Source organism: Ochrobactrum sp. AP1BH01-1, from assembly GCF_018066705.1.
Lineage (GTDB): Bacteria > Pseudomonadota > Alphaproteobacteria > Rhizobiales > Rhizobiaceae > Brucella.
Genome location: NZ_JAGPOU010000003.1, coordinates 186,171 through 202,561 on the forward strand (window position 1 = coordinate 186,171; position 16,391 = coordinate 202,561).

Consider the following 16,391-nt stretch of genomic DNA (forward strand, 5'->3'; position numbering starts at 1 on the left):
GGAGTGCCGCCGCTTCACGCGGTCTTACTTGGTTTCGCCGTCCTTGGTGACGACGCCGGGCTCGATCGGCTGCTTCGCCGGAACGCTTTCGCCCTTGATGACCTTGGCGGCGGTTTCAACTGCAACCTTGCCCATCTCGTCCGGGTACTGCGCGATGACGCCGACCATGACCGGGTCGTTCTTCACGGCGTTGCGGGCTTCTTCCATGCCGTCGAAACCGATCACCTTGACCTGGTTTTCAAGCTTGGCCGACTTGACGGCCGAGGCGGCGGCAAGGGCGGCATCGTCACCGAAGCCGAAAATGCCGACGATATCAGGATTGGCCTGGAGGATGTTCTGTGCAGCCGAAAGCGCTTCAGGGCGGGTGATGCCCGGCTGGATCGCCACGATCTTGACGTCCGGATATTTGGCGATGCCCTTCTTGAAGCCTTCAACGCGGTCGACGACCGACTGAACCGTCGGATAGTCGATGATGGCGACATTGCCCTTTTCGCCGATGGACTTGGCCATCAGTTCGGCAGCCTTCTCGCCGCCAGCGAAGTTGTCCGTGCCGACGAAGGAGGTCACATCGACATTATTGGCCGGAACGTCCACGGTGATGACCTTGATGCCGGCGTTTTCGGCCTTCTTGATGGCCGCGCGCACGCCTTTGCTGTCAACCGGCGAAATGACGATGACATCGACGCCCTTGGTGATGAAATCTTCCACATCGGCGAGCTGCTTGCTCAGGTCCTGATTGGCGATGGAGATTTCGAGCGGCACGTTTTCAGCCTGCGCTTCCTTCTTCATCGCATCGGCGAGCGAGATGTAGAACGGATGCTGCTGGGTGAGAAGCGACGCGCCGATGCCTTCGGCTGAGGCGGCACCTGCCAGCATGGCCAGGGCTGCGCCGGAAAAGAGAATGCGGCTTAGCGATTTGCGAAACATGATTTCCTCCGAATGACCGGCGCGCGCCGGGGCGTCCTTATATGGGACATGAACAACGGTTTCCTGCTGGTTCGTCAGTTGCCACCAACTTCAAACCTCCCGGAAGGGCAGGGCCTCCAGCTCACGATCGAGCTGCCTCTAGACATGGGGGAGCTTCTTCATCGTGTCAATATAAAATTTATCACGTGTAAAATTATAACGATTAAATTTACGTGCGGGTTGGCTCGGAAACGCTGGATCGGTGGATGAGACCTTCTCCATCCATTTCATATAGGGGCGAAATATGGTTGCTTCGGACGCGAAATAAATTTACGCATGGAAAGAAGTTGGCGCGATGTAGCAATCGCGCTACCCGCATGGGAAGGCAGGGCATGGCTGAAAACAAGATCAGGACAATGGAAGAGTTCGCAGCCGCAAGCGGGCTGTCCCGTCCCACGGTCTCGAAATATTTCGACAATCCCGAAAGCGTAAAGCCTTCGACGCGGGCGCGCATCGAAAAGGCGCTGAAGGACCACAACTACCAGCCGAACATTTTCGCCGTCAGCCTCAACCGCAAGAAGCCGAAGAATATCGGCATCATCGTTCCGCATATTTCGGACCCGTTCTATGCCGAGATCATTCGCCAGATCGAAATGCGCTGTCTTGCCGAGGGCTACTGGACCATCGTGCTTTCCTCGCATGGCGACAGGAAGCTGGAAGCGCGGGCGATGCGCACCCTGATGTCGCTGAAGATCGCGGGCGTCCTCATGGCGCCGCTCGGCTTCGACACGGATGCGAGGCTGCTCGCCAATATGTCCGATTCCATGCCGACGGTGTTCTTCGACAGCCGCATCGGCGACGACCAGCCTTTCGTTGGCACCAACAATCACCAGAGCATCGGCAACATCACCCAGTATCTCTGCCGGACCGGCGAGCATCCGTGCTTTATGGAAATGCCGGCGGTCAACCAGAACGCGGTCGAGCGCCGCGCCGCCTATATCGAAACGATGGAAGGGCTCGGCGTCGAGCCCATCGTCCTGTCCATGCCCGCGAAGAACTGGAATTTCGAGGAACTGGGCCATCAGGAAGCCGGGCGCATTCTCGACACGGGCGGCTTTCCGACCCGGACGATCCTTTGCGCCAATGACCGTCTCGCCTTCGGCGTGATCTCGGCGGCCTTCGAACGCAAGCTGCGGGTGGGCCGGGAAGAGGGATGCGACCTGCGTGTTGCAGGCCATGACGACCATCCCCTGAGCCGCTTCACCTGCCCGGCGCTGACCACTGTCGCGCAGGACTACCGGCAGATCGCGCAGATCGGTCTCGACATGCTGTTTTCCCGCATCAATGGCCGCGAAAATACTTTGCCGGCGCAGAGTGCAATCCGCCATCTCGACAGCCAGCTTTTCATGCGAAGCTCTGCCTAGCGTCTCTAAAAAGCCGCCTTAAAGACACAATTTACACAGTTATGACACACGCTCGCCGTAATTGAGGCGCCCAAATCGGTGCGTCTGCGCTCGGTTTTGCATCATTTGAACTCGAAAAGCCGTTTTGCCTTCGTTTTGCCTTGATTGGCGCCAGCAGCCGAACGAGCGATGCGCTCTCCGCTCCCCCAGTCCCGGTTTCGCTCGGTTGTCCCGGTTGACCGGCCCTGCGAAAGAAACATTTCTGGTGCCGTCTGGATTTTTTTCATAGCCGCCTATCTCAACAGTCAGGCAGCATGTGACTATGCGCTTCGCTGACGCAGAGTCCCGTGACCGAAGTCGGGCCAGCCGTGGATGGCCCTGTGGGTGGAACCATGGCCGGAAGCATGACCGGTTCTGGCGGACATGTCCGGAAGAATGGTGACACGACCTGGAAGGGGGTAATGTCTTGCTTATCTGGTTAACTTCACTTGTGCTTTTCCTGATCGGGCTTGCGCTCGGCGCTGGCGGCATCTGGCTCGCCGCGCTTGGCGGCAGCTGGTATTATATTGTAGCGGCGATCGGCTTCCTGCTGACCGCCGTTCTGCTTTTCAGGCGCAACGCCGCCGCCCTCTGGGTCTATGCGCTCGTCATTCTCGGCTCGCTCGGCTGGGCCTATTACGAGGTCGGCTTCGACTGGTGGCAGCTTGGAGCGCGCGGCGGGCTTATCGTTCTTCTCGGCCTGTGGATGCTGACGCCGTGGATCAGAAAGCCGCTCAACGGCGGCGCGGGCGGCGGCGGCTTGCCGCTGGGCGTGGCTTCGCTCGTTGCGCTTGTGGTCGCAGGCTATTCCATGACGCAGGACCCCTACAATATCGCAGGCGACCTGCCGACCGAGAAAGTCGCCGCCACGCCCGATCTCGGCGGCAATGTTCCCGATGGTGAATGGCATCAATATGGGCGCACGCCGTATGGCCAGCGCTATTCGCCGCTGGCTGGGATCACGCCGGAAAACGTCGCGAAACTGCAAGTCGCGTGGCAATATCAGACGGGCGACGTGAAGCAGCCGCAGGATGTGGGCGAAACGACCTATCAGGTCACGCCGCTCAAGATCGGCGATTCGCTTTATCTCTGCACGCCGCATAACTGGGCCATTGCGCTCGATGCGGCGACGGGCAAGGAAAAGTGGAAGTTCGATCCCAAGGTCGGCTTCAACACGGACCGCCAGCACCAGACTTGCCGCGGCGTCAGCTACTGGAAGGATGCAACGGCAACGGCTGGCGCGAAATGCGCCGAGCGCGTCTACCTGCCGACCTCCGATGCGCGCCTGATCGCACTCGACACGGCGACCGGCGAAATCTGCGCGGATTTCGCCAATGGCGGCACGCTCGATCTCAGCCATGGCATGAAATATAATCCGGCAGGCTATTATTACTCCACTTCGCCCCCTGCCGTTGTCGGAGACAAGATCATCGTTGGCGGTGCCGTCAATGACAATTATTCGACCGAGGAACAGTCGGGCGTCATCCGCGCCTTCGACATTCGCACCGGGCAACTGTTGTGGAACTGGGATTCCGGCAATCCGGACGTCACCACGCCGCTGCCCGAGGGCCAGTACTACACGACCAACTCGCCCAACAGCTGGTCCGTTTCGAGCGTGGATGAAAAGCTCGGCCTGATCTTCGTGCCGCTCGGCAACAAGGTGCCGGACCAGCTTGGCATGGACCGCAGCGAGAATGTGGAGAAGTACTCCTCATCCATCGTGGCCCTCGACGTGAACACCGGACAGGTTCGCTGGGTGCGCCAGACGGTGCATCACGACCTGTGGGATATGGACGTTCCGGCACAGCCGGTTCTGCTCAATATCAACGGCACACCTGCGCTGGTCGGCCCGACGAAGCAGGGCGACTTGTATGTTCTGGATCGGCGCACCGGCGAGCCGATCATTCCGGTCAAGGAAATCCCGGCACCGACAGGCGCGATCCCGGAAGACCATACGGCTCCCACACAGCCGATCTCCGATCTCACGTTCAGCCCGCCGCCCTTGCGCGAAAGCGACATGTGGGGCGTGACGATGTTCGATCAGCTCGCCTGCCGCATCAAGTTCCACCAGTTGTTCTATGAAGGCCGGTACACCCCGCCTTCGCTGCGGGGAACTATCGTCTATCCCGGCAATTTCGGCGTGTTCAACTGGGGCAGCGTCGCGGTCGATCCGGTGCGGCAGGTCATGTTCGGCATGCCGACCTATCTCGCCTTCACCTCACGTCTCGTTCCGCGCGCCGATGTTCCGCCGAAGGGACAGGATGAAAAGGGCAGCGAACAGGGCCTCAACCGCAATGACGGCGCACCCTATGGCGTGTTCATGGGGCCGTTCCTCGGTCCGCTCGGCATTCCGTGCCAGACGCCGCCCTGGGGTTATGTGGCGGGGGTCGATCTGCGCACCGGCAAGATCGCCTACAAGCATCGCAACGGAACGATCCGCGACATGTCGCCGGTTCCGCTTCCGCTGAAAGTGGGCGTTCCGGGCATCGGCGGGCCGATGATCACCGCTGGCGGCGTCGCCTTCCTGGGCGCTGCGGTGGATGATTATCTGCGCGCTTATGACCTCACCACCGGCAAGCAGCTCTGGCAGGCCCGGCTTCCGGCAGGCGGCCAGTCGACGCCGATGACCTATACGGTTGGCGATCAGCAATTCGTGTTGATGGTGGCCGGCGGGCACGGATCGGTCGGGACCAAGCCCGGCGATTATGTGATCGCCTATACGTTGCCGAAGGGCTGAGCCGAAAGGCTGAACCAGCCGTCTGAAAACAGGAATGCCGGGAGCGATCCCGGCATTCTTTGTAACAATCTCAGACTTTGCCGTGCAGCAACTCGCCTTTGCGCGGAGCCGGGCGTTTGCGGCTTTCCGCGCTGTTTTCCGCAAGCTGGTGGATGATCGGGCAATCGGGACGGTTGTCGCCGTGGCAGTTTTTGGCGAGGTGGCGCAGCGTATCGGCCATTTCCTGCAACTGCCGCATCTTGGCTTCCAGTTCCTCGACATGGCCAAGCGCGACCTTCTTTACATCGGCCGATGCGCGGTTGCGATCTCGCCAGAGCGCCAGCAGTTCCTTGATCTGCTCCACCTGAAAACCAAGATCGCGGCTGCGGCGGATGAAGCGCAGTGTTTCGACATCTTTCTGCGTATAGACGCGGTAGCCCGAACCGGTTCTCTCGGCAGCTTCAATAAGTCCGATTGTTTCATAATGGCGGATCATTTTCGCAGATATGCCAGATGCTGCGGCTGCCTGACCGATGTTCATCCCGTTCCTCGCTGGCTGGTCATTTGTCATGATATAGGAACGCTGCAGCGCCTTTCAAAGAGGATTTATGCTTTCAGAGGGCACGTCCGGAACGTTTCAGCAGATAATGCTCGATTGCCTGAAACCCGTCGAAGATCAGTATGGCAAGTGCCGCTACCACAAGCCCTCCCTGCAAAACGAAGGCGAGGTTGTTGGAAATGAGCCCGGCAATGATGACTTCCCCAAGGGTTCTGGCCGCGACGGTCGAACCGATGGTGGCTGTTGCAAGGCCGATTACGGCTGAAAGCCTTATGCCTGCCAGAATGACCGGCAGGGCCAGCGGAACCTCGATTTTCACAAGCCGCTGCGCGCTGGTCATGCCCATGCCGCGCGCAGCTTCGACAACCGGCGGCGGCAAGGTCGTCAGCCCCGTCAGCGTGTTTTCAAAAATCGGAAGCAGGCCATAGAGGAAGAGGGCGATCAGCGTCGGCTTGTCCCCGAAACCGAAGATGGGAACGGCCAGCGCCAGCACCGCAACGGGAGGAAAAGTCTGGCCTATATTCACGAGGCTGCGGGAAAGCGGCAGAAACTCCGCGCCTTGCTTTCTTGTGACGAAGATCGCCATCGAGACAGCCACGACAGTCGCGGCAAGTGTTGCGAGCGCCACGAGGCCCAGATGCTGCAAGGTCAACGCCATGAAGTTGGCGCGATCATAGATGGCTGGAACGCCTTCATTGACCAATGGCCGAAACAGGGGCTCGAAAAGATGGGGCCGCAACAGAAACAGGAGCAATACGCCCAGAAGCACGACACGCGGCGCGAGGGACAGGAACGATTTCATGCCGGACGCTCAGCCTGATGAAGCAGCTTTTCCAGCGTCACCCGGCCAAGGGGCCGTCCTTCCTCGTCGAGAACGGGAAGGGCTTTGCGCCCGGACCATAGAAGTGCTGCAAGCGCATCGCGTTGCGACGCGGTTACCGGCAGCGTTTCCCCGCTCGCATCGCCTGGCTGGAGCACGGTTTTCAGGTCCATCAGGGAGAGGAGGCGGAAAGGCCGTTCGGCTGTGCCGACAAGGCGCTCGACAAAATCGGTTGCCGGACGTGCGAGGATTTCCGCCGGCGGGCCATATTGCAGCAGCTTGCCGTCATCCATGACGGCGATACGGTCGCCCAGCGATATTGCTTCCTCCATGTCGTGCGTGACAAGGATTACGGTCGTGCCAAGCCGTTTCTGGATCGCCTTCAGATCTTCCTGCGCCTTGGCCCGGATAACCGGATCGAGTGCCCCGAACGGCTCGTCCATCAGAAGGATGTTCGGCCCGGCGGCAAGCGCCCGCGCCACGCCGACGCGTTGCTGTTGCCCACCGGAAAGTTCGTGCGGATAGCGGTCGCGATAGTCGGCTGGTTCCAGCTGAAAAAGGTCAAGCAGTTCATCGACGCGCGTTTCGATGCGCTGTTTATCCCAGCCAAGCAGAAGAGGCACCGTCGCAATGTTCTCCGCGACGGTTCGATGCGGAAACAGGCCGTTCTGCTGGATGACGTAGCCGACCCGCCGCCGCAGGACATGGCCCGGTTCGTCCATGATGCTGCGGCCATCAATGCGGATTTCGCCATCGGTCGGCTCGACCAGACGATTGACCATCCGCAGCAGGGTCGTCTTGCCTGAGCCTGACGTTCCCACTATTGCCGCAATGCTATGCGGCTCGACGGTGAAGCTCACGGCGTCGACCGCTGCGCGCCCGTTATAGCGCTTGGTGATATGGTCGAACTCGATCATCGGGAGCTGCCTCTTTCGGTGATTTCTATCGCTGCATCGAGAAAGACCGCGGCGGCAAAGGCCAGAAGAACGGTCGGCAAGGCGCCCAACAGAACGAGGTCCATCGCCGTTTGCCCGATACCCTGAAAGACGAATGTTCCGAAGCCGCCGCCACCAATGAGTGCGGCGATCGTCGTCAGGCCGATATTCTGCACCATGACGATGCGTATGCCGGTGAGGATAACGGGAAATGCCAGCGGAAATTCAGTCTTGAAAAGCCGTTGCAGGCGCGTCATGCCCATGCCGCGCGCGGCATCCGTTACCGGCTCCGGCACCTGCGCCAGCCCAGCCACGGTGTTGGCCACGATCGGCAGCAGCGAATAGAGGAACAGCGCAACGAAGGCAGGCGCCGCGCCGATGCCGCGTATGCCGAGGGTTGCCGCCCACGGAAACTGCGCTGCAATCCAGCCGAGCGGCGCGATCAATATGCCGAACAGAGCCATGGACGGAATGGTCTGCACGATGTTGAGACTGTTCAGCACGAAGGCGCGCAGTTTCGGCAAGCGGTGGCAGACAAGGCCGAGCGGTATGCCCGTTGCCGTGGCCGCTACAAGCGATCCCAAGGCCAGGGCTATATGCCGTTCTGCTTCATTCCAGAAGCTTTCCGCACGGCTTTGATATTCCTTCATGAAGGAGATGCTGTCCCAGAGGCCCGACGAAAGCAGGAGCGCCAGAAGCAGACCTGCAACGACCAGCAGTCCCACACGTAAGAACGGACCGGCACGCAACCGGACCAGTCCGTCGGCGACATAAAGGGCGCTGGCGAAGAACAGGAGCCAGAAGCCGGAAGCTGGCGAGACGCGTGCATAATTGTTCCCCTCCGGCGACAGGAAAGACGCGGCCATGCCGATTGCCACCATGACGGATGCAAGGCACAACAGCGCCGCCACGAGCCGCAGCAAGTTGTTGCTGCGGACAAAGCCGATCAGCAGCCCCGCAGCCACGATTGCTGCGAGCGACAGCGCCAGTCCGGTTGGCAGGGCATCGAACAGATAGCGCGGTTCGCCCTGAACGATGCGGTTTGCCCGAAAGTTCGCGAAGGGCAGCAGCAATCCCGATAAGCCGATTGCCGCAATGACCAGTCCGAGCTTGTCGATATAGGCAAACAAGCCCTTCGTGCCATTTGCCCGGATCGTCTCATGTGCTGCACTCATGCCCGGCAAATACCCGCGCCTATTTCAGAAAACCGTTGGTCTTGAGAAACTCCTCGGCGACCGCCTTTGCCGGTTCCCCGCCGAGCTGCACGCGACCGTTGAGTTCCTGAAGGGTCGTGAGATCGAGCTTTGCGAAAACCGGCTTCAGCAACTCCTCGATCTTCGGATTTTTCTTCAAAACTTCTTCCCGGATGATCGGGGCGGGCTGGTAGACCGGCTGCACATGCTTGTCGTCTTCGAGCACGACAAGCCCGGAAGGCGCGATGCCGCCATCGGTCCCGTAGACCATGGCTGCATTGGCGCCGTTGGTCTGGTTGGCGGCAGCAGCAATTGTCGCCGCCGTATCGCCGCCTGAAAGCGTGATCAGCTGGTCGGGTTTCAGGGTGAAGCCATGGGCGGTCTGGAAGGCAGGCAGGGCGGCTGCCGAATTCACGAATTCCGACGATGCGGCCAGAATGACCTTCCCGCCGCCTGAAATGTACTTTCCGAATTCGCTGAGGTTCGTGAGCTTGTTTTCGTCGGCGACATCCTTGCGCACCGCTATGCCCCATGTGTTGTTGGCGGGAGAGGGGGCGAGCCAGACGATCTTGTTGGCATCGTAATCAAGCTTTTTTGCCGTCTCGAACGCCTTGGCGGCGTCTTTCCAGAGCGGGTCGTCGGCCTTGTTGAAGAAGAAGGCGGCATTGCCCGTATATTCGGGATAAATGTCGATTTCGCCGGCGGTGATCGCCTTGCGAACCACGGGCGTGGCGCCAAGCTGGATGCGATCCGTGGTCTGGATGCCGTTTGCGTTCAGCACGGCCAGAATGATGTTGCCGAGAACGCCGCCTTCCGTGTCGATCTTGGAAGAGACGACCACCTGCGCCTGCGCGACGCTGGAGAACTGGACTGCGCCCGCAAGGAGGGCAAGTGCGACGGCACCGCCCTTGAATAGATTTCCGTACGACATGCTCTTCATCCCATCGCGCTGGTTTTGCCTTGTGAAGGTAAACTATAGCGCGAGCGGGAAAAGGAAACCGCCGTCCGACACCCCTCCTGACAGCAGGCTGGCAGGAGGGGTGATATCAAAAGGCGGGATCAGGCCGTGAAATCGCTCTGCGTGCCGTGCGCTTCAATGGCCTGTGCGAGACGCTGCAACGCATGGACATAAGCCGCCGAGCGGACCGTCACATTGTGCTGCTTGGCATGGTTCCAGATGGCGCGGCCTTCGCGTTCCATGATGGTTTTGAGGCGCTCATGGATTTCTTCAAGCGTCCAGTAATAGCCCTGGCGGTTCTGCACCCATTCGAAATAGGAAACCGTCACGCCACCGGCATTGGCCAGGATATCAGGCAGAACGACGACGCCCTTTTCCTCAAGGATCTTGTCGGCTTCCGGCGTGACGGGGCCATTGGCGAGCTCGACGATCAGCTTGGCCTTGATGGATGCCGCATTGTCCGCGTGGATCATGTTTTCCATGGCGCTCGGCACGAGAACATCGCATTCGGCAGCCACCAGCTCATCCGCGGAGATTGCTTCATGGCCGTTCTTGCCAGCGGTTGAAACAACCGACTTGTTCTGCGCCTTTGCTTCCAGAAGCGCGTCCAGATCGAGGCCGTTGGCGCAGTAGACCGCACCGGCCGAATCCGACACGGCGACGATCTTGTGACCGTCGCTTGCCATCAGCTTGGCGATGAACTGGCCGGCATTGCCGAAACCCTGAACCGTGACGCGAAGCTGCGAAGCAAGGCCCAGATCGTGCGACAGGTGGCGCACGAGATAGAAGCCGCCGCGCGCCGTCGCATCGTTGCGGCCCAGCGAACCGCCGAGCGCCAGCGGCTTGCCGGTGATGACGGCAGGCGAGGACTGCCCGACGATCTGGGAATATTCGTCAGCCATCCAGCCCATGATCATGGAGTTGGTGTAGACGTCAGGCGCGGGAATGTCGCGATCCGGTCCGATAATGCCGGAGAAAGCCTGGATATAGGCGCGCGAAAGACGTTCCAGTTCAGCCTTGGACAACTGGCGCGGATCGACCTGGATGGCGCCCTTGCCGCCACCATAGGGCAGGTTCATCACGGCGCATTTGAAGGTCATCCAGAAAGCCAGCGTCTCTACTTCTTCCGCGGTTGATTCGGGATGGTAGCGGATGCCGCCCTTGGTCGGTCCGCGTGTGTCGTCATAGCGGCAACGCCAGGCAAGAAAGGATTTTCGCGAACCGTCGTCCATGCGGATCATTAGCCGCACTTTCATCGTTTCACGCGCATATTTCAGCTTCTCGATGACATCCGCATCGATGTTGATGTGGCTTGCCGCCTCATCCAGGCGGACGAGAGCACTTTCGAGCAGGTTCTCCTTAGTCACGAAATCACCTTTCTTGCTTTTCTTCTGTAATGGGCGCGATTTTACGAAAGAATGCCTAGACCTTTGCGCAATAAAAGAAAAGAGAAAAGGACAATAATGTTGTCCTATTTTACAGGGGCCATTTTTGAAACTGCTTTACCGTCCGGTTGCAGGCGCGGGCAGGCTCGCCGGCATGGGACGGGATGTCGCGAAATGGTGGGCATGTCGTATTTGTGGCGTCTTTTGACGCAAGCCTGCTGTCGGGTTTGAAACGGAAACAATAGAAATATCATCAAAGGCTTCGCTTGCGCCGGAAGGGCGTTTGCGGGCGCGAAACTGGTGGTTGTCTATGTCCCGTTTTTCTGCAGCTTCTATTATCAAGAATGCGCTGTCCGGTAACAAGAACTGGAAGCCGCAATGGCCGAATGCCGAACCCAAGGCCGAATATGATGTGATCATCGTCGGCGCGGGCGGGCATGGTCTGGGCGCGGCCTATTATCTGGCCAAGGAACACGGCATCACCAATGTCGCCGTCATCGAAAAAGGCTGGCTCGGCGGCGGCAATACGGGACGCAACACCACCATCATCCGCTCCAACTATCTCTATGATGAGAGCGCGCATCTTTACGAACATGCGATGAAGCTGTGGGAAGGTCTCAGCCAGGACCTCAACTACAACGTCATGTTCTCGCAGCGCGGCGTCATGATGCTGGCGCACACAGTCCATGACGTGCAGAGCTTCAAGCGCCATATCCATGCCAATCGTCTCAATGGCATCGACAATGAATGGCTGACCAAGGAGCAGGCGAAGGAATATTGCCCGCCGCTCGATATTTCCCCCAATGCCCGCTACCCGGTGGTCGGTGCCACCTTGCAGCGGCGCGGTGGCGTCGCCCGCCACGATGCGGTTGCCTGGGGCTATGCGCGCGGCGCGACGGAGCGCGGCGTCGATATCATCCAGAACTGCCCGGTCACGGCCATCCGCCGCGATGCGTCGGGCCGCGTGACCGGCGTTGATACGCCCCGCGGTTTCATCAAGGCGAAGAAGGTGGCGGTATCGGCTGCGGGCAGCACGTCGATTGTCATGGATACGGCAGGCGTGCGCATGCCGCTTGAAAGCTTCCCATTGCAGGCGCTGGTGTCCGAGCCGGTCAAGCCGATCTTCCCTTGCGTGGTCATGTCCAACACGGTCCATGCCTATATCAGCCAGTCCGACAAGGGCGAATTGGTGATCGGTTCCGGCACCGACCAATATGTGTCCTACAGCCAGCGCGGCGGCCTGCCGCTGATCGAGCACACGCTTGCCGCGATCTGCGAAGTCTTCCCGATCTTCACCCGCATGCGGATGCTGCGCAAATGGGGCGGTATCGTTGACGTCACGCCGGATCGTTCGCCGATCATCGGCAAGACGCCGGTGCCGGGCCTTTATGTCAATTGCGGCTGGGGCACGGGCGGCTTCAAGGCGACGCCGGGTTCGGCGCATGTCTTCGCCCATACGATTGCCCGCGATGAGCCGCACTGGATCAACGCACCTTTCACGCTTGAACGCTTCACCACGGGTCGCCTGATCGACGAAGCGGCTGCCGCCGCCGTCGCGCACTAAGGGAGGTATGATATGCTTTTAATCCGTTGCCCTTATTGCGAGATGGAACGTCCGGAACTGGAATTTGCCTATGCAGGGGAAGCGCATATTGCGCGTCCTGCCGATCCGTCGCAGCTTTCCGATGATGAATGGCGCGATTTTCTGTTCACACGCTCCAATCCACGCGGCACCCATTATGAACGCTGGCGGCATATCAATGGCTGCGGCCGCTTCTTCAATGCGGTGCGCGACACGGTGAGCGACAAGTTCGCGATGACCTACAAGGCCGGTGAACCCCGTCCTGCTTTGGCAGAAACTCCGGCTGCGGAGACGAAATAATGACCGATATGCGCATTCATAACAAAGGCCGCGTCAACAAGGCCAAGTCCGTGCGGTTCACCTTCAACGGCAAGTCCTATTCCGGTTTTGAGGGCGATACGCTGGCTTCCGCCATGCTTGCCAATGGCGAGCATCTGGCCGGTCGTTCGTTCAAATATCACCGCCCGCGCGGCGTTCTTTCCGCCGGTTCCGAAGAGCCGAATGCGCTGATGGGCGTTTCACGCGGGCCGGGCCGTTTCGAGCCGAACACCCGCGCAACGGTGCTGGAACTCTATGACGGTCTCAAGGCCGAAACCCAGAACCACTGGCCGTCGCTGAAGCACGATGTCGGCGCGATCAACGACGCCTTCTACATGTTCTTCTCGGCAGGCTTTTACTACAAGACCTTCATGTGGCCGAAGAGCTTCTGGAACAAGGTCTATGAGCCCTTCATCCGTGGCGCAGCCGGTCTTGGCAAATCGCCTTCCGAGCCCGATCCGGACACCTATGCCAGCCGCTATGCCTTCTGCGATGTGCTGATCGCCGGTGGCGGGCCTGCCGGTCTTGCCGCAGCACTCGAAGCCGCGAAAAGTGGCGCGAAGGTTATCATCTGCGACGAGCAGGCGGAATTTGGCGGCTCGCTTCTGTCCGAGCCGGAGCCGGTCATCAATGGCCGCGCAAGTTGGGACTGGCTCAATGAGACCGTGGAAGCGCTGAAGGCCAATCCGAATGTCACGCTTTTGCCGCGCACAACGGCCATCGGCTATTACCATCAGAACATGGTCGGTCTTTGCGAACGCCTGACCGATCATCAGGCCAAGCCTGCATCTAATGCGCCGCGTGAACGCATGTGGCGCGTGCGCGCAAAGCAGGTTGTGCTGGCGCAGGGCGCTATCGAAAAGCCGCTGGTCTTTGCCGGCAATGACCGTCCGGGCGTGATGCTGGCTTCCGCCGCGCGCACCTATCTCAATCGCTATGGCGTCAAGGTCGGCAACAAGGCTGTTGTCGTCACCTCGCATGACAGCGCATGGCTTGCAGCCTTCGATCTCGCAGTGGCGGGCGTCAAGGTTCCGGCCATCATCGATGTGCGTTCAAGCGTTGCCGACAGCCTCGTCAACCGCGCAAAGATGCTCGGCATCGAAACGCTCACCGGCTGGACCGTGACGGACACAGGCGGACGCCATCGCGTGTCGTCCGTGCGGGTCAATCCGGTTACCAATGGCTCGGTCGGCGCTGCGCGCACGATTGCCTGCGATGTGTTGCTGATGTCCGGCGGCTGGAATCCGAGTGTGCATCTGTTCTCGCATACCAAGGGCTCGCTGGTCTGGGATGAGGCGCGTCAGATCTATCTGCCGGGCGAACGCACCGAGGAAAGCCGTTGTGCCGGTGCGGGCAATGGCAATTTCGATTTGGCTTCCGCATTGCGTGAGGGGGCGGAAGCGGGTGCTGCCGCAGCCAGTGACGCAGGCCATAAGGCAAAGGCGTCTGAATATGCGGTGGCCGGTGATTTCGTCTGTGACGGCGTAAGCTGTCGCGAACTGCCGACCGATCGCGATCCGGGCAAGGCCAAGGCTTTCATCGATTTCCAGAACGATGTGACCGCCAAGGATATTCGCCTGGCCGTGCGCGAGGGCTTCCACTCCATCGAGCACGTGAAGCGCTATACCACCAACGGCATGGCGACCGATCAGGGCAAGACCTCGAACATCAACGGTCTGGCCGTTGCCGCCGATGCGCTCAAGCGCCCGACGCCGCAGGTTGGCCTCACCACGTTCCGCCCGCCTTATACGCCGACGACCTTCGGTGCCTTCTGCGGCTACAACCGTGGCAAGCTGTTCGACGTGACACGCAAGACGCCCATCGATAGCTGGGCCGAACAGCATGGCGCGGCTTTCGAGCCTGTCTCGCTGTGGCGGCGCGCATGGTACTTCCCGAAAGCTGGTGAAGACATGCATCAGGCCGTGGCGCGTGAATGCAAGGCGACCCGCCAGTCGCTCGGCATGTTCGACGCCTCCACCCTCGGCAAGATCGAAGTGGTTGGCCCGGATGCGGCGGAATTCATGAACCGCATGTACACCAATCCATGGACCAAGCTTGGCGTCGGGCGCTGCCGCTATGGCCTGCTGCTCAGCGAGGACGGCTTCATCCGCGATGACGGTGTTGTCGGGCGTCTGACGCAGGATCGCTTCCATGTGACCACCACGACCGGCGGTGCCGCGCGCGTGCTCAACATGATGGAAGACTATCTCCAGACCGAATGGCCGGAGCTGAAAGTCTCATTGACCTCCACCACCGAGCAATGGGCGGTGGTGGCGATCAATGGCCCCAATGCGCGCAAGCTCATCGAGCCGATGGTCGAGGGCTTGGATATTTCCGACGAAGCCTTCCCGCATATGTCGGTCGCCGAATGCACATTTTTGGGCGTGCCTGCGCGTCTGTTCCGCATGAGTTTTACGGGCGAGTTGGGCTATGAAATCAACGTGCCTGCGCGCTATGGCCTGTCGCTGTGGAAAGCGCTTTATGAGGCCGGTCAGCAATATGACATCACGCCTTACGGCACGGAAACCATGCACGTTCTGCGCGCCGAAAAGGGCTATATCATTGTCGGTCAGGACACGGATGGCACCGTGACGCCGGACGATGCAAGCCTTGGCTGGGCGATCGGCAAGCAGAAGCCGGATTTCGTCGGCAAGCGGTCGCTGACGCGTCCGGACATGCTGAAAAAGGATCGCAAGCATCTGGTCGGGCTTCTGACCAAAGATCCGAAGCTCGTGCTGGAAGAGGGCGCGCAGATTGTCGCCGATCCAAAACAGGCTGTGCCGATGACCATGCTCGGCCATGTCACCTCCTCCTATTGGAGCGAGACGCTGGGGCGGTCCATCGCCATGGCGCTGGTATCCGGCGGCAAGGATCGCATGGGTGAAACGCTTTATATGCCGATGCCGGATGGCAGCGTGCATGAAGCCACTGTGTCGGGCATGGTTTTCTATGATCCCGAAGGCAAGAAGTTGAACGGATAAGGATCGAACCATGCTTGTTGAGACAAAACCTTATTCGAACCGCAAGGTCGTCATTCCTGGCCGTCTGGAAATCCATCCAGCCGATGACGCAGCCCGCTTCATCCTGCGCATGGCCCCGGCAAAACTGGCCCTGGCTGAAAAGGCGCTGGGCGCAAAAATCCCGGCCAGGATCGGCAGCCTTGAGCGCACCGGCGATATTGCCGTTGCCTGCATCGGACCAGACGAATGGTATATATGGGCGGATCAGGGAAAGCTCGAAACCATAACGCAGGCGTTCGCGAAGCTTTACGATAGCGAGCCGCACAGCCTCGTCGATGTCAGCCATCGCGAGACTGGCATCGATATTTCCGGTCCCAAGGCCGAATGGCTGCTCAATGCCGCGTCTCCGCTCAACCTGGCTGAAATGCAGGCACCGGGTGCGGCCCGTACCATCTTCGATCATGCGCAGATTATCCTGATGAAATGGGATGCCGAACACTATCGGATCGAAGTCTGGAATTCGTTCGCCGATCACGTCTGGACCTTGCTGGAACTGGCCAGCAACGAAGTCGAACTCGCGATCTGACCTAGGCTTTATATCGATGCAAAAAACGCCG

13 protein-coding genes are annotated in these 16,391 nt (G+C 59.9%); 6 read left to right on the top strand and 7 right to left on the bottom strand.

What is annotated here, in order from left to right; genetic code table 11:
* Positions 1-24: 24 nt before the first annotated feature.
* Positions 25-927 carry a substrate-binding domain-containing protein gene (locus tag J9800_RS11505; RefSeq protein ID WP_112589653.1) on the bottom strand — a complete coding sequence of 301 codons (903 nt, stop codon included), beginning with the start codon at positions 925-927 and terminating at the stop codon, positions 25-27.
* A 371-nt stretch (positions 928-1,298) separates the two neighbouring features.
* On the opposite strand from J9800_RS11505, the gene J9800_RS11510 reads away from it, so the two are divergent.
* Together J9800_RS11510 and J9800_RS11515 are read left to right on the top strand one after the other, a co-directional pair.
* Positions 1,299-2,330: a LacI family DNA-binding transcriptional regulator gene (locus J9800_RS11510; RefSeq protein ID WP_112589658.1), complete on the top strand. Its 1,032-nt coding sequence runs from the start codon at positions 1,299-1,301 to the stop codon at positions 2,328-2,330.
* A gap of 445 nt (positions 2,331-2,775) precedes the next feature.
* Positions 2,776-5,085: a glucose/quinate/shikimate family membrane-bound PQQ-dependent dehydrogenase gene (locus J9800_RS11515; RefSeq protein ID WP_114214249.1), complete on the top strand. Its 2,310-nt coding sequence runs from the start codon at positions 2,776-2,778 to the stop codon at positions 5,083-5,085.
* Between the two features lie 70 nt (positions 5,086-5,155).
* Here the strand turns inward: J9800_RS11515 and cueR are convergent, their stop codons facing one another.
* The 6 genes from cueR to J9800_RS11545 all read right to left on the bottom strand — a co-directional run bounded on the left by cueR (position 5,156) and on the right by J9800_RS11545 (position 10,896).
* Complete coding sequence (gene cueR / locus J9800_RS11520; RefSeq protein WP_112589662.1) at positions 5,156-5,605, bottom strand: Cu(I)-responsive transcriptional regulator; 450 nt, start codon at positions 5,603-5,605, stop codon at positions 5,156-5,158.
* A 73-nt stretch (positions 5,606-5,678) separates the two neighbouring features.
* Complete coding sequence (locus tag J9800_RS11525) at positions 5,679-6,425, bottom strand: ABC transporter permease (RefSeq protein ID WP_114214248.1); 747 nt, start codon at positions 6,423-6,425, stop codon at positions 5,679-5,681.
* Positions 6,422-7,360, bottom strand: a complete 939-nt coding sequence (locus tag J9800_RS11530) for an ABC transporter ATP-binding protein (RefSeq protein WP_114214247.1) — start codon at positions 7,358-7,360, stop codon at positions 6,422-6,424. Before J9800_RS11530 ends, J9800_RS11525 begins: the two co-directional genes overlap by 4 nt.
* Positions 7,357-8,553, bottom strand: coding sequence for an ABC transporter permease (locus tag J9800_RS11535; RefSeq protein ID WP_114214246.1), 1,197 nt, complete (start codon positions 8,551-8,553; stop codon positions 7,357-7,359). The genes J9800_RS11530 and J9800_RS11535 overlap by 4 nt, the downstream gene beginning before the upstream one ends.
* Positions 8,554-8,572: 19 nt before the next feature.
* Entirely contained in the window at positions 8,573-9,502 is a 930-nt protein-coding gene (gene osmF, locus J9800_RS11540) for a glycine betaine ABC transporter substrate-binding protein OsmF (protein WP_210845724.1), read from the bottom strand.
* A gap of 128 nt (positions 9,503-9,630) precedes the next feature.
* Positions 9,631-10,896, bottom strand: a complete 1,266-nt coding sequence (locus tag J9800_RS11545; RefSeq protein WP_114214245.1) for a Glu/Leu/Phe/Val family dehydrogenase — start codon at positions 10,894-10,896, stop codon at positions 9,631-9,633.
* A gap of 328 nt (positions 10,897-11,224) precedes the next feature.
* Here J9800_RS11545 and J9800_RS11550 point away from each other — a divergent pair, with 328 nt between their 5' ends.
* The 4 genes from J9800_RS11550 to J9800_RS11565 are packed head-to-tail and all read left to right on the top strand — an operon-like array spanning position 11,225 to position 16,360.
* On the top strand, positions 11,225-12,478 hold the full coding sequence (locus J9800_RS11550) for a sarcosine oxidase subunit beta family protein (RefSeq protein ID WP_006465958.1): 1,254 nt from the start codon (positions 11,225-11,227) through the stop codon (positions 12,476-12,478).
* A gap of 12 nt (positions 12,479-12,490) precedes the next feature.
* A complete protein-coding gene (locus J9800_RS11555; protein WP_112589678.1) occupies positions 12,491-12,796 on the top strand; it encodes a sarcosine oxidase subunit delta in 306 nt (101 codons plus the stop codon).
* Entirely contained in the window at positions 12,796-15,795 is a 3,000-nt protein-coding gene (locus tag J9800_RS11560) for a sarcosine oxidase subunit alpha (protein WP_210845726.1), read from the top strand. Before J9800_RS11555 ends, J9800_RS11560 begins: the two co-directional genes overlap by 1 nt.
* 10 nt (positions 15,796-15,805) lie before the next feature.
* Positions 15,806-16,360, top strand: a complete 555-nt coding sequence (locus J9800_RS11565) for a sarcosine oxidase subunit gamma (RefSeq protein ID WP_114214243.1) — start codon at positions 15,806-15,808, stop codon at positions 16,358-16,360.
* Positions 16,361-16,391 lie beyond the last annotated feature (31 nt).